Below are 15,011 nucleotides of genomic sequence, written 5' to 3'. Positions count from 1 at the left end.
GCGCAGACTCATTCCGATGATATCCATAAACCTGACATCATCAGGAAAGTAAACAGGCAATTCTCATGTCAGATTATGATTTTTTATAAAAAATCATAATTTTTTCGAATTTTTCTCCATATTTAAAAGAAATTCAGTTATAGCAAGGGACGAAACGTAAAAATGTATATGTCAAACCTATCAATGATAGCGTTTTCATTCATTTTTATTCATAAAAATGCAATAAAATTTGTTATCAGAATTTTATGTGAATGCTATTTTCGTGATATACTTGTTCGAAAATGAAAGTACTTTGGGCAAATGCCTCTCTTCACATCGGATGAAGAACGACTTTCACACTTTTAAAAAAGAGAGGGGACGTTTAGATGAAAAAGACTGGTTATCCGGATCCGCAGGGCCTTTACAGCCCGGAACTAGAACATGAAGCATGCGGTATTGGTATGATTGCCAATATCAATGGGGAAAAAACGCATAATATCGTTCAGAATGCGATTAACATTCTATGTAACCTCGAACACCGTGGAGGTCAGTCAGCCGATACAAGTACCGGTGACGGAGCCGGAATCCTGACACAGATCCCACACCGCTTTTTTCAAAAACAATGTGAAAAAGAAAATATATTCCTTCCTGACTCAGGCCGTTATGGCGTAGGGATGGTATTCCTTCCACAGGAACATAACACCCGGATGCAAAGTAAAGAAATGATTGAAAAGATTATCGAGGAAGAAGGCCAGGGATTCTTAGGCTGGAGACCTGTACCGATCAATGATTCTTTTGTTGGTAAAGTTGCAACAAAATCAAAACCGGCTATCCGCCAGGTATTTGTTGAAGCTTCTGACGATCTGAAGGATCAAATGGATTTTGAACGCAAGCTTTTTGTGATCCGCAGAAGGATCGAACGTGAACTGCCGGTCATTGAAGGTTTTGAAGATGTTTATGTGAGCAGTCTTTCAACAAGAACCATCGTGTATAAAGGGATGCTGATCCCTGAACAGCTGGATTCTTTCTACATTGACTTGAATCACCCAGACTTCAAATCCGCGCTTGCGCTAGTCCACTCACGTTTCAGTACGAACACCTTCCCAAGCTGGAAACGTTCTCACCCGAATCGTTACACCATCCATAATGGAGAATTTAATACGCTCAGGGGAAATGTGAACTGGATGCGTGCACGGGAAAAAATGTGCGCTTCAGACTACTTTAAAGAAGATGAACTGCAAAAAATTCTTCCTGTTATTGATGATGACGGAAGTGATTCATCTATGTTTGACAATGCATTCGAATTCCTTCATCTGTCAGGACGCTCTTTAGCGCATACTGCCATGATGATGGTGCCTGAACCATGGTCAAATGACAGTACGATTCGTGAAGAAAAGCGTGACTTTTATCAGTATCACAGCACGCTGATGGAGCCTTGGGACGGCCCGGCGGCACTGGTTACGACAGATGGTAATCAGATCTGTGCGTTCCTTGACCGTAATGGTCTGCGTCCTGCCCGTTATTACGTAACAAAGAGCGGCATGATCGTGTTAGGTTCAGAGGTCGGAGCACTTGATATTTTTGCTGATGATATTGAGTACAAAGAGCGTCTGACACCAGGTAAGATGCTGCTTGTTGACCTTGAAAAAGGCACGATTATTCCTGATGAGGAAGTGAAGCTTCAGATTGCTTCAGAGCAGCCGTATAAAGAATGGCTGACCAATATGAAGGACCTTGAAGAGCTTGATGAGCCTGCAGAAGTGGCACCTGAAATTACAGGCGAACCGCTTGCAGAACAGCAGGTTGCTTTTGGTTATACACGTGAAGAACTGAATAAAATCATTAAGCCGCTTGTGTCAGAAGGTAAAGACCCGGTCGGTTCAATGGGCTATGATTCACCGATTGCTGTGCTGTCTAAAAAGCCGCAGCTTTTATATAACTATTTCAAACAGCTGTTTGCCCAGGTAACGAATCCGGCGATTGATGCGATCCGCGAGAAGCTGATCACGATGGTTGAGACAACAATCGGGCCTGAAGGAAACCTTGTACAGCCGGGACCTGAAAGCTGTAAGCATATCCGTCTGAAAACACCAATTCTAAACAACAAACAGCTTGAATCGCTGCGTCAGCAGAATCTAGATGGTTTTGGAGCAGTGACGATTTCCACACTGTTTGATGCGAAAGAAGGCGGTCTTGAGCCAGCTCTTGATGCGATTTTTGAAAAGGCTGATCAGGCAGTAGCAGATGGAAAGGTATTGCTGATCCTCTCTGACCGCGGTGTGTCTTCAAGTGAAGCGGCGATTCCAGCACTGCTTGCAGTAGCAGGTGTGCATCACCATTTGATCCGTCAGGGTACACGTACAAAAGTCAGTATTCTGATTGAGTCCGGAGAGCCGCGCGAAGTACATCATTTCGCGACACTTCTTGGTTATGGTGCTGAAGGAATCAATCCATACCTTGCGTTTGAGACAGTACGCGATCTGATTAAAACGGGTGAAATTGAAGGCAAGACATATGGCGAAGCAGTAGAAAACTATATTAACGCTGCAACCGATGGTGTCATTAAGGTCCTGTCTAAGATCGGGATCTCTACTATTCAGAGTTACAGAGGTGCTCAAATCTTTGAAGCGTTCGGTATTCACCCTGAAGTAGTAGATAAATACTTTACAAGAACACCGTCAAGAATCGGTGGCATAAAGATGAATATGATTGAAAAAGAAGTGCTTATTCGTCATGAGCGCGCATATAAAGACAAGCGTGCAGGCACACCAAGCCTCGAGTCAGGCGATGAGTACCAGTATCGTGCCAATGGTGAGGATCACACGTACAATCCAAGCACGATCCACACACTGCAGCATGCCTGCAGAACAAATGACTATGCGACATTTAAAAAATACTCAAAGCTGCTTTCAGGTGAAGGTGCTAACCTTCAGTCACTGAGAGGACTGATGAGATTTAAAAAGGGACAGTCGATCCCGATCGAAGAAGTGGAATCGGTAGAGGCAATCTGCCGCAGATTCAAAACAGGTGCGATGAGTTACGGATCGATTTCCCAGGAAGCGCATGAGGCACTTGCGATTGCGATGAACCGTATCGGCGGACGCAGTAACTCAGGTGAAGGCGGGGAATCGCCGGAACGCTTTAAGCCGTCACCAAACGGCGATTCACGCAGAAGTGCAATCAAGCAGGTTGCATCAGGACGGTTTGGCGTAACAAGTCACTATCTTGTGAATGCTGATGAGATCCAGATTAAGGTAGCGCAGGGTGCGAAGCCGGGTGAAGGCGGACATCTCCCAGGGAAGAAAGTATATCCATGGATTGCAGAAGTACGTGGCTCTACAACAGGTGTAGAACTGATTTCACCACCGCCGCATCACGATATTTACTCGATTGAAGATCTTGCTGAGCTGATTCATAACCTGAAGAATGCCAATCCAAGTGCACGTATCAGTGTGAAGCTTGTATCAGCTGTCGGCGTTGGCACAATCGCTGCCGGTGTGGCTAAAGGACGGGCTGACCTTGTACTGATCAGCGGATATGATGGCGGGACGGGTGCTGCTCCAAGAACAAGTCTGAAGCATACAGGCCTGCCTTGGGAGATCGGTCTTGCCGAAACACACCAGACCCTTCTGCTGAACGGCCTTCGTGACCGGATCGTGATTGAAACAGACGGGAAGATGATGACCGGCCGTGACGTCGTGATGGCTTCACTGCTTGGTGCAGAAGAATACGGCTTCTCAACAGCGCCGCTTGTTGTACTTGGTTGTATCATGATGCGTGTCTGCCACCTGGATACATGCCCGGTTGGTGTTGCTACTCAAAACCCTGAGCTTCGTAAAAAGTTCACAGGAGATGCTGAGCACGTAGCGAACTTTATGCGTTTTATCGCAATGGAAACACGTGAAATCATGGCAGAGCTCGGGTTCAGAACAGTGAACGAGATGATCGGACGCACAGATTTCCTTGAGCGCAACCCTGATATTGAACACTGGAAGGCTGGAGACATTGATTTGTCACCACTGCTTTACTCACCGGATCTTCCGGCAAAAGTAGGCCGTTATCATATGCAGAATCAGGATCACGGACTTGAGAAAACACTTGATTATCAGGAACTAATTCCACAGGCGAGAAAAGCGATTGAAGAAGGTGAAAAAGTCTTCTTCACAACAGCAATCCGTAACATTAACCGTGTAACCGGATCAATGCTCGGCAGTGAGATCAGCCGCCGCTACGGTGCTGAAGGGCTTCCTGAAGATACAATTAACTTTACGTTTAAAGGGTCAGCAGGTCAGAGCTTTGGTGCATTTATCCCTAAAGGTATGACGCTGCGCCTGGTTGGAGACGCCAATGACTTTGTTGGGAAAGGTCTATCCGGCGGAAAGATTATCGTTCACCCGGATCCTGTTGTCACATTCCCGCCTGAAAAGAACATTATCATCGGGAACGTTGCCTTTTATGGTGCATCTGATGGTGAAGCTTATATTCACGGTGTAGCAGGAGAACGTTTCTGCGTCCGTAACAGCGGGGCAGAAGTAGTTGTTGAAGGTGTCGGAGACCACGCGTGTGAATATATGACTGGCGGACGTGTCGTCGTACTTGGTGAGACCGGCCGTAACTTTGCAGCAGGAATGTCCGGCGGTGTCGCATACATCTTTGATGAGAGCGGCTCCTTCAGAGAACGCTGTAATGAAGAGCTTGTTCTGGTTGAGAGTCTGACAGATGAAAAGGAAAAACAGGACGTCTATCGCATGATCGAAAAGCATGTTGACTATACAGAAAGCGGCCACGGCAAGCGGATTCTGACTTACTGGGAGAAGTACTCAGAACAGTTTATCCGCGTTGTACCAAAAGCTTACCTGAAGATTAATACGCGCATTCAGAAACTAATTGAAGGCGGCGCTTCAAAAGAAGATGCAGAAATGACTGCATTTGAAGAGAGTAAGCGTGAGGCCGTTACACAATAATCGTTAAGGAGGGATTTGATGGGGAAAGCAACTGGATTCATGGAATATAACCGTCATTCGCAGCGTGAACGCGATCCTAAAGAACGAATTAAGGATTGGAAAGATTACACTGCCCGGATGCCTGAAGAAGAAGTGAAACTTGAGGGAGCGCGCTGCATGGACTGCGGCGTGCCTACCTGCCACACAGGAACAGAAATCAACGGTCAGACTACAGGATGTCCTGTTAACCACTTAATCCCTGAGTGGAATGACCTTGTCTATCAGGGTAAGTGGAAAGAAGCACTTGAGCGTGAACATGAGAAAAACAATTTCCCTGAGTTCACAGGTATTGCCTGCCCTGCACCATGTGAAGGTGCATGTGTACTCGGAATTAACGAAGACCCTGTAGCGATCCGTACGGTAGAGCGTTCAATTATCGAACGCGGTTTTGACGAGGGATGGGTTGTGCCGGAACCACCTGAGCAGCGTACTGGTAAAAAGGTTGCTGTTGTCGGTTCAGGTCCTGCTGGCCTTGCAGCTGCAGCTCAGCTGAATAAAGCAGGCCACTGGGTGACTGTATTTGAAAAGAGTGACCGCGTAGGTGGTCTTCTGACATACGGAATTCCAGAAATGAAACTGCCATATGCAGTTGTTGAAAGACGCGTCAATATCCTGAAAGAAGAAGGGATTCAATTCGAAACAAATGCTGAAATCGGCGGAAACGTACCGGTTCAAAAACTGCGTGACGAATTTGACTCTATTATTCTTTGCGGAGGCGCGCAGGTGCACCGAAACATTCCGGTTGAAGGCCGTGACCTGAAAGGGATTCATTACGCAATGGACTTCCTTCATGCCAACACGAAGAGCCTTCTTGACACGAACCTTGAAGATGGCAACTACATTTCCGCTAAAGGAAAAGACGTCATTGTCATCGGCGGCGGTGATACAGGAACTGACTGTCTGGCAACTGCAATCCGTCACGAGTGTAACAGCCTGACTCAGTTTGATATTTACGACAAAAAAGGGTCAATCCGTGATGCAATGGGCAACCCATGGCCGCAGTACCCGATCGTTCACCGCATTGAGTACGGTCAGAAAGAAGGAGCTGCAAAGTTCGGTTCTGACCCGCGTGCATTTGCCGTACAGACAACTAAGTTTGTTGGCGATGAAAATGGCAATGTCAAGGAAGTACACACGATTAACGTAAAGCTTCGCATTGATGAAAACGGTAACCGTATCCGTGAAACGATTCCAGGTACTGAAAAGGTTTGGAAAGCAGACCTTGTCCTGCTTGCGATCGGATTCAGCGGACCGGAACAGGGCCTGATCAAGCAGCTTGAGCTTGAGACAACAGAGCGCTCTACTGTTAAAGCTGAATACGGAGACTACCGTACCAACGTTGAAGGCGTCTTCTCAGCAGGTGACATGAGACGCGGACAGAGTCTGATTGTCTGGGCAATCAACGAAGGCCGTGAAGCAGCACGTGAATGCGACCGCTACCTGATGGGCGCGACAGTATTACCTTAAAACACTGTAATGTATATCTAAACCGGTTCATTTCCGCTTCAGGCGGGAGGCTTTCCGGACGGAGGTTGCTGAGCCTCCTCACCTTCGGTTGCGGGGTCTCAGCTTCCCTCTAATCGTCCCGGAGTCACCCGCCTTCCGTTCCAATGAACCTAGGTATGATAATAAAATTTTGATTAAACAAGAAGGTAAAGCTCATCAATCATACGAGCTTTATCTTCTTTCTGTTTAAAGCGAATTGGTTGGAGTTTCTTAAATAAGTTGTGACCAAGCCAGTCTATTTTATTGAGTTAAACAGTTTATTTATTGAAGTCTAAGTGCAGCGGAGCGGAAGGCGGCGACTCCAGCAGGATAAGTCGGACAGGTGAGACCCCGCAGGCGAAGCCGAGGAGGCGGGATGGCGCCACAAACCGGCGCACCCATGCGGAAAGCGTCCGCCTGAAGCGTAGCGAAACGATTAAGAACCTGAGACTTTTGTCCGGGTTCTTTTATTTTCGAAATTTTTCGGAAAAAACTGTTTGTCGAAACAACTAACAGGGAAACAGATAAAGGCAGTTTCATCACATATTTACATAAGGAGGAATAACATTGAGCAACGAAAACCCGAATAAGAAACAACAACAGCTCGAACAGTTTACAACAGACGACTCCGGTAAAAAGATGACAACCAATCAGGGGCTTAAAATATCAGAAGACGAATTTTCACTAAAGGCAGGGGTAAGAGGACCAACCCTTCTTGAAGACTTTCAGTTCAGAGAAAAAATGACGCACTTTGACCATGAGCGTATTCCTGAGCGAATTGTGCATGCTAGAGGATCTGGTGCCCACGGTGAATTTGAATTATATGAATCACTTGAAGATGTAACGAAAGCAGGATTTTTAACAGATACTTCGAGAAAAACACCTGTATTCGTCCGTTTCTCAACCGTTGCAGGATCTAAAGGTTCAGCAGACCTTGCACGTGACGCAAGAGGGTTCTCTACGAAGTTTTACACAGAAGAAGGGAACTATGACCTTGTAGGAAATAACATCCCGGTATTCTTTATTCAGGATGCGATTAAATTTCCGGATCTTGTACATGCAGTGAAGCCTGAGCCGCACAATGAAATTCCGCAGGCAGCTTCAGCTCACGATACATTCTGGGATTTCGTAGCAAATAACCAGGAATCTGCCCACATGGTCATGTGGACAATGTCTGACCGTGCGATTCCGCGAAGCCTGCGGATGATGGAAGGCTTCGGTGTTCATACTTTCCGTTTTGTTAACGCAGAAGGAAAAGCACATTTTGTCAAATTCCACTGGAAGCCAGTACTCGGTACGCATTCAGTTGTATGGGATGAGGCACAGAAACTAAATGGTAAAAATCCTGACTTCCATAAAGCTGACCTTTTTGAATCTATTGAAAACGGAGACTATCCTGAATTTGAGCTGGGCGTTCAGCTGGTTTCTGAGGAAGGTGAATTCAAGTTTGATTTTGACGTATTAGACCCTACGAAGCTTTGGCCGGAGGAAGATGTACCGGTACGCATTGTTGGTAAAATGACACTGAACCGTAACCCGGATAACTTCTTTGCTGAGACGGAGCAGGTGGCATTCCATCCTGGTCATCTTGTGCCGGGGATTGATTTCACCAATGATCCATTACTTCAGGGGCGTCTGTTCTCATACACAGATACACAATTGATCCGTCTGGGTGGACCTAACTTTCATGAAATCCCAATTAACCGCCCTGTATGTCCATTCCATAATAACCAGCGTGATGGTTATGGCAGACAGACGATTAATAAGGGTCAGGTAAGTTATCATAAAAACTCACTTGCAAATAACACGCCTGAGCCTGCCACGCCTGAAGAAGGCGGCTTTGAACATTATCAGGAGAAAATGGAAGGGCGTAAAGTCCGTGCGCGGAGTGACAGCTTTAAGGATCACTTTTCACAAGCTACACTTTTCTGGAACAGTATGAGTGCACCTGAAAAGGAACATATCAAAAATGCATTCAGTTTTGAGCTTGGGAAGTGTAAGAGCGAGTCAGTGCGCCGACAGGTAGTGGATATGTTCGCGAATGTAAGCATGGAACTTGCAACTGAAGTGGCGAAAAACATTGGTGTTGAAGCTCCGACAGGCAGTGATACAGGCGTAACAAAATCCTCACCTGCACTAAGTCAGGAGAATACGGTTAAATCTGCAGCAACACGTAAGGTATTGCTGATCGCCGGAGATGGTTTTGAAGGTAATGTACCTTCAATCATTGAAAAGCTTGAAGCAGAAGGTGCTGAAGTAGAAGTGGTCAGTGAATCTATGGGCATGCTGAAGGGGTCAGATGGTTCTGAACTTAAAGTGGATCAGACCTTCCTGACAGCTGACTCTGTGCTCTATGATGCACTTTACGCTGTAGGCGGTAAGGATCTGAGCAAAAAGTTTGTACAGACCACTTCTTACTTCCTGAATGAAGCGTTCATGCACTTCAAGCCGATTGGTGCCACCCATGAAGGTACAAAGTGGCTTGAAGCCAATGATATTGCAGACAGCCCGGGTGTTGTTCACGGCAATGATGCAGACAGCTTCACTCATTCATTTATTGAAGCAATCAAAGCACACCGTCACTGGAACAGAGAAGTATAATTTAATTGTTTTAACAAAAACTGCTCAGCGCTATTCCGGCGCCGGGCAGTTTTTTCTTTTGGGTCCGTGGTATACTAACAGAATCACTTTTAAAGGAGTACCACATGACGAAAAACTGGCAACAATTTAACCTTAGTCCCTCTATTCAGGACTCACTTGAGAAACTTTCATATATATCACCCACAGAGGTGCAGGAGCAGGTAATCCCGGCTCTGACTAAAGGGCGTGACCTGATGGCTAAAGCGCAGACAGGGAGCGGAAAGACAGCCGCTTATGCGATACCGCTATGTGATCAGATTGACTGGGAAGAAAATAAACCGCAGGCCCTGATTATTACGCCGACACGTGAACTCGCTGACCAGGTGCGCCTTGATGCACTTGCAATCGGCCGGTTCAAACGTATAAAAGCCACTGCTTTATACGGGAGACAGCCATTTGCTAAGCAGAAGCTTGAACTGAAACAAAAAACGCATATCATTTCCGGTACGCCAGGCAGACTGCTCGATCATTTAGAAAAAGGGACATTTGATCCTTCAAAACTTAAATACGTCATCATTGATGAAGCAGATGAGCTGTTTAACAGAGGATTTGTTGAGCAGGTGGAATCGATTATGGCATTTATGCCAAAAGAGAGGGTCACAGCGCTCTTCTCAGCAACTTTTTCTGAAGAAGTAGAGTCATTGGCTGCAAAGTGGCTGAAATCGCCTGAGCGCTTCGAGATCGCTTCTGAGCACAAAGTGGAGGATTTGATTCAGCATCTTTATATGAAAACAGATGAAAAGCAGAAGTTTGAACTTTTAAAACAGGTCACGATGAGTGAAAACCCTGATACGTGTATGATTTTCTGCCGGACGCAGGATCGTACGGATGAGCTGACTGAACGGCTCGACCGCGCAGGCTATTCATGCGATAAAATACATGGGGGAATGGTACAGGAAGAGCGTTTTGATGTGATGAATGAATTCAAAAGAGGAGACTTCCGTTATCTGATTGCAACAGATATCGCTGCAAGGGGAATTGATGTAGCGAATGTCTCGCTGGTTGTAAACTATGATCTGCCATTGGAGCTGCCTGCTTATACGCATAGAAGCGGCAGAACAGGCAGGGCAGGGAAGAGCGGAAAAGTTGTATCGTTTGTAGAGGCAGGACGTGAAGAAGAGCGTCTTGCATCGATTATTGACTATTCCAATGCGAATCTGATTGAAATGGACGCAGTGCCGCCCGCTGATATTGCTGCATTTTGGGCTAAAATGGACGAACAGCAGGAAAGAAAAACTGCAGCGATTGAAAAGGTCAGTGAGGATATCCTGAAGATTTATGTGAACGGTGGTAAAAAGAAAAAGCTGAGAGCAGGGGACTTTGTCGGTACAATTACTGCGATAAGCGGCGTTGATGCTGAAGATATAGGCATTATTACGATCGAACCGACCTGTTCTTTCATTGAAATTCATAATGGTAAAGGACATAAAGTAATTGCTGCACTAAAAGAGACTACAATCAAAGGGAAGAAGCTCAAAGTATACCCTGCGAAGAAATAATCATTAAAAAAGCCTGGTAGCCCAGGCTTTTTTTACATACTTGTAAGAACAATAGCAGTAACAATAGGGATAATGATTGCAGCGATTAATATCCCGCCGATTAACGTTACACCAAATCCTCTCCAGCTTGAAAATTCATGAATTACGCCTAACGCTTTACTTGTTACGATCAGCTGCCAGATACTGATGAGGAGAGTGAATGCGCCAAGGACTACAGCAGCAGTAGTAGGCAGTGATGATATCTCCTGAAACCCTGGTGTTTCGAAAAACTGTGGTCCATAAATGATTGCAAATACTGCTGTAATAGCCGTTAAATAAAGGTTTGGTATAACAGTGACACCTACAGCCTTTTTCATTCTTTTCGCATTAGCTGTACCTCCAAGCCATCTCCCGACGATTGTATTTAACCCAACATTGATATAAAACGATAGTATACCTGCTATTGGAGCCCCTGCCAGAAATATTAAAACTACATACAATAATGGAACATCATTCATTGTTCCACTCTCCTGAAGTGCATTCAGTACAATCCCTATTCCTGATATCGCAAATAAAATTAATGAAAAGGTTGATTTATTATGGTCGAGCATATACTGCGTTGTTTTCTTCGGCTCGCGCCACACTGAAATAATCGGATTCATTTTCATGCTCCTTTCCTCTTCATTATTCATACGATTTACACTGGTATTTGGTTTCATGTTTTTCCGTATTTTAGATAAATAATGACATGTATACATTTTCGTACACATGTAAACATTTTGTATACATTATGTTTACAATAACGTGTACATGTATACAAATACGTATACATGTTGGTGTAAAGGCATGTGTACATGTTTGTATTCATGTATACATTTTTGTATACAACTGTTCTGATTTTTCAGTACTTATGATTGATTGACGTTTCGACCTCTCTTATATAAAGTAAGTGGGAACGGGGATCCCGTAGACATTTTAAGTACCAGGAGGATATTATGAATAATACAAGAATTGCAGCAGTAGATGTTGGTAATGATTCAGTGAAAGCATTATTTGGGAAATCTGATTACGAACTAAATATTCCTAATGTGATTGCAAGAGACCGTGAAGATCGTCCGGTTATCGGAATCGAGGATCTTCATCAGAAGGATCCACTTGATGGCTTACATATCCGTGTTCACTCCCCTGCCCTGCAGGACAACAACGCAATCTACCGCGTAGGTAACCTTGCGACTAAGAGTGATAACGCAACAGAACTTGACCCGGGAAGCAGCAAGTCTGAAGAGGACCAGTCACTCGTAATGTTATTTGCAAGCATTGCCCTTGATGCAGCACGTGAAGACAGTGGTTTTGAAGCGAAAAATAACGTAGTAGATGCAACCTATACACTTGGTACGGGGCTTCCGTTAAGAGAAGTAAAAGAAGGGAAAGACGTTGGCTTCCGTTCACAGCTTTTAGGCTCTGTACATCAGGTTGAATTCCTTGTTACACCTAAGTTTCAGGGTAAAAAAGTAAATATTAAGTTTGAAGAAGTAAAAGTATACCCGGAAGGTTTTGCGGCATTTATTAACCTCGTAATGGATAACGAAGGCAAAATCATTAACCGTGACCTGATTGACAAGCAGATCCTGATCCAGGATATAGGAGGACTTTCTACTGATATTGCTGTAATCAGAAACCGTAATGTAGATGATGATAAGGCTCAGGGCTTTAACCTTGGCGTATCTGAATCACTTGAAGCAATTCGTGAGGAAATCCGTTCACGTCACGGGGTCGAGCTTGATACCCGACGTGATGTAGTAGATATCATTACAAAGAAAAATGATCGCAACCATATCATGGTGAAGGGGTCACGTACAAGCGTACACGACATCACAGACCGTATTCTTCTGGACCTTGCAAAGAAAGAATACCGTCACCTTCGCAATGTCTGGGCGAAGAACTCACAGACAGAGATCTGCTACTTCGTTGGCGGTGGTTCGATGGTGTTAAAAGACTATCTTAAGACGCTTAATAACAACCTGGATGGGTATAATATCGACTTCTTCGAGGATGAAAAGGAAAGCATCTGGATGATGGCTAACGCTTACCACAAGCTAATCAGTGATTTTGTACGCAAAAACAGTAAGGAAGCTGCTCAGAAAAAGCCAGAAGCGAAAGCAGCTTCCAAATAAGGTGTATTAAATGAGTGGTTCCATCAAGAAGGGACAGGCGATTACATTTCGCCTCCCTTCTGATACACCAGATCATTTACTGCGTGAACTGCAAAGGCTCAAAGAAAGCGAAAAACGTAACTTTTCAAGCAAAGTTGCTGAGTTTGCACTTGAAGGCCTGGGTAAAAACAGTCAAAAAGAAAGAGAGACAATTACTGTTCCTCTCCCCAAGCAGCTCTCTAAAGAGCAGCGTTCATGGCTCAGGCATGCACATTCAGAGGCACTGCTTGGCAATATCGTCTATCAGCTGCTCAACGATCCTGTCAGAGCAACAGCTATTTTGGCATCAATGAACAGCACATCTTTATCTGTGGATGAAGCGCTGTATCTTCAGGAAGATGAACCGCCTGTTGAGACTAAACTTAATTCTGAACCACAACAACAACCGGAATTTGATGATTTGGACCAGATTGATTCTATTCAAATTGAGCGTGAAGAAGTTCAGGAAGATAAAGAAGAGGATTTAGATGATTTATTAGGAAGTTTCTTAGACAAAATGAATAAATAAATGATTAAAAAGGAATCTATTGGAATAGGTTCCTTTTTAATTTTAATTAATTTACATATAATTGTATTTAATTAAAAAATATATTAAGTTAAAGCCTGACGTTGTTATTGCACAGATGGTGATTATAACGGAAATCAACAGCAACCTTTTATAGAGCGAAAAAATAAAACGAGAATGGACATGTAATGTCTCACTCTCGTTTTAAAAATATTTAAAATCACCGTTACTCTTCCAGTCGGCCTTCTTCTTTCATTTTTCTGCGGCGGCTGTTCATGAATAAAATCACAGCTCCGACTGTAGAGAAGAAAAGGACCATATAATCAAACGGTACCGGATCATCATTCGTTACGATTAGATAGAATATCCGGACCGAATTAATGAGTAAAACAACGCTTAAAATTAAATCAAGTTTTCTTAAGTCCACAATGTTCCCCTTTCTTAATTACTTATCCACATGTGGAAAACGTTTTGCGATTTCCACGATGACTTGTGCAGCTTTTTCCATGTTATCCACAGAGATATACTCAAACTTACCGTGGAAGTTCTCACCGCCAGTAAATACATTAGGTGTCGGCAGTCCCATATAAGACAGTTGAGAGCCGTCAGTTCCACCACGAATTGGTTCAATAATCGCTTTAATATCAAGAGATTTCATTGCTTCTTCAGCTGTATCGACAATAAAGCTGACAGGCTCAATTTTTTCGCGCATGTTATAGTACTGATCTTCAATCGTCAGTTCAACTGTTCCATCGCCATGCTTTGCATTCACTTCATCAGCAATCCGCTGCAGTGTGGATTTACGCTTTTCAAACTTTTCGCGGTCGTGGTCACGAATAATGTACTGTAGTTCTGTTTTTTCAACGTCACCATTCATTTGCATTAAATGAAAGAAGCCTTCATAGCCTGAAGTGAACTCAGGTGCTTCATCAAGTGGAAGCGATTGGTTGAGTTCCATGGCAATCTTCAGAGAGTTGACCATTTTATTTTTTGCTGTACCCGGGTGAACGTTAGTCCCATGAATGATCAGCTTAGCACCTGCAGCGTTGAAGCTTTCATATTGTAGTTCGCCGAGGGGGCCGCCGTCAATTGTATAGGCATAATCTGCGCCAAAGCGTTCTACATCAAACTTATGCGGTCCGCGTCCAATCTCTTCATCCGGAGTAAATGCTACGCGGATTTTTCCGTGTTTGATTTCAGGGTTTTGGATCAGGTGCTCCATTGCAGTCATGATTTCAGCGATTCCTGCTTTATTATCTGCACCTAGAAGGGTCGTGCCGTCAGTTGTAATCAGTGTATGCCCTTTATATTTGCTCAGCTCAGGAAATTCAGCCGGTGACATCGTTACTTTATCATTTAAAGGAATGTCGCCGCCTTCATATTGAACAACCTGCGGATTGACGTTCGTACCAGTGAAGTCAGTTGCGGTATCAACGTGAGCCAGGAAGCCGATTGTTGGAATGTCGCCTTCTGTATTTGCAGGAAGTGTAGCCATCAGGTAGCCGTGGTCATCCACTTCCACTTCTTCAAGGCCGATTTCTTTTAACTCAGTTTCCAAATGACGCAGCAGATCCCACTGCTTTTCCGTTGAAGGTGTCGAAGGAGAGTCCGGGTTAGACTGTGTATCAATTTTTGCATATGTAATCAAGCGGTCCATTAATTTCTGTTGCATGAGAATGCCTCCTGGATTTTTATTTTATTATACATG

General features: G+C 44.4%; 9 protein-coding genes. 6 read left to right on the top strand and 3 right to left on the bottom strand.

Going from position 1 to position 15,011, the window contains the following annotated elements; all coding sequences use genetic code 11:
* The first annotated feature begins 365 nt into the window (after positions 1-365).
* The 4 genes from gltB (at position 366) to KP77_RS16085 (ending at position 10,606) form a co-directional block, all read left to right on the top strand.
* Positions 366-4,943: a glutamate synthase large subunit gene (gene gltB / locus KP77_RS16100; RefSeq protein WP_041123753.1), complete on the top strand. Its 4,578-nt coding sequence runs from the start codon at positions 366-368 to the stop codon at positions 4,941-4,943.
* 18 nt (positions 4,944-4,961) lie between these two features.
* Complete coding sequence (locus tag KP77_RS16095) at positions 4,962-6,449, top strand: glutamate synthase subunit beta (RefSeq protein ID WP_041123752.1); 1,488 nt, start codon at positions 4,962-4,964, stop codon at positions 6,447-6,449.
* 585 nt (positions 6,450-7,034) lie between these two features.
* Positions 7,035-9,068, top strand: a complete 2,034-nt coding sequence (locus KP77_RS16090) for a catalase (RefSeq protein WP_041123751.1) — start codon at positions 7,035-7,037, stop codon at positions 9,066-9,068.
* Positions 9,069-9,172: 104 nt separating this feature from the next.
* Positions 9,173-10,606, top strand: coding sequence for a DEAD/DEAH box helicase (locus tag KP77_RS16085; protein ID WP_041123750.1), 1,434 nt, complete (start codon positions 9,173-9,175; stop codon positions 10,604-10,606).
* Between the two features lie 32 nt (positions 10,607-10,638).
* Here the strand turns inward: KP77_RS16085 and KP77_RS16080 are convergent, their stop codons facing one another.
* Positions 10,639-11,247 (bottom strand): YIP1 family protein, encoded by a 609-nt coding sequence (locus tag KP77_RS16080; RefSeq protein ID WP_160289546.1) that lies wholly within the window; start codon positions 11,245-11,247, stop codon positions 10,639-10,641.
* A 333-nt stretch (positions 11,248-11,580) separates the two neighbouring features.
* Here KP77_RS16080 and KP77_RS16075 point away from each other — a divergent pair, with 333 nt between their 5' ends.
* The gene (locus tag KP77_RS16075; RefSeq protein WP_041123748.1) at positions 11,581-12,759 is read left to right on the top strand and encodes a ParM/StbA family protein; all 1,179 of its coding nucleotides are present in this window, start codon (positions 11,581-11,583) and stop codon (positions 12,757-12,759) included.
* A gap of 10 nt (positions 12,760-12,769) precedes the next feature.
* Complete coding sequence (locus KP77_RS16070; RefSeq protein ID WP_041123747.1) at positions 12,770-13,306, top strand: hypothetical protein; 537 nt, start codon at positions 12,770-12,772, stop codon at positions 13,304-13,306.
* Positions 13,307-13,529: 223 nt separating this feature from the next.
* Here the strand turns inward: KP77_RS16070 and KP77_RS16065 are convergent, their stop codons facing one another.
* Complete coding sequence (locus KP77_RS16065; RefSeq protein WP_041123746.1) at positions 13,530-13,730, bottom strand: hypothetical protein; 201 nt, start codon at positions 13,728-13,730, stop codon at positions 13,530-13,532.
* Between the two features lie 18 nt (positions 13,731-13,748).
* Positions 13,749-14,975, bottom strand: coding sequence for a peptidase T (gene pepT, locus KP77_RS16060; protein ID WP_041123745.1), 1,227 nt, complete (start codon positions 14,973-14,975; stop codon positions 13,749-13,751).
* Positions 14,976-15,011 lie beyond the last annotated feature (36 nt).

The organism is Jeotgalibacillus alimentarius (genome assembly GCF_000829445.1).
In the GTDB taxonomy this organism is placed as follows: Bacteria; Bacillota; Bacilli; order Bacillales; family Jeotgalibacillaceae; genus Jeotgalibacillus; species Jeotgalibacillus alimentarius.
This window is presented reverse-complemented; position numbering and strand designations above follow the sequence as displayed.

Coding starts and splice junctions, on each gene's coding strand:
- KP77_RS16080 (WP_160289546.1), bottom strand. CDS start 11,247: ATGAATCCGATTATTTCAGTGTGGCGCGAGCCGAAGAAAACAACGCAG.
- gltB (WP_041123753.1), top strand. CDS start 366: ATGAAAAAGACTGGTTATCCGGATCCGCAGGGCCTTTACAGCCCGGAA.
- KP77_RS16070 (WP_041123747.1), top strand. CDS start 12,770: ATGAGTGGTTCCATCAAGAAGGGACAGGCGATTACATTTCGCCTCCCT.
- KP77_RS16075 (WP_041123748.1), top strand. CDS start 11,581: ATGAATAATACAAGAATTGCAGCAGTAGATGTTGGTAATGATTCAGTG.
- pepT (WP_041123745.1), bottom strand. CDS start 14,975: ATGCAACAGAAATTAATGGACCGCTTGATTACATATGCAAAAATTGAT.
- KP77_RS16095 (WP_041123752.1), top strand. CDS start 4,962: ATGGGGAAAGCAACTGGATTCATGGAATATAACCGTCATTCGCAGCGT.
- KP77_RS16085 (WP_041123750.1), top strand. CDS start 9,173: ATGACGAAAAACTGGCAACAATTTAACCTTAGTCCCTCTATTCAGGAC.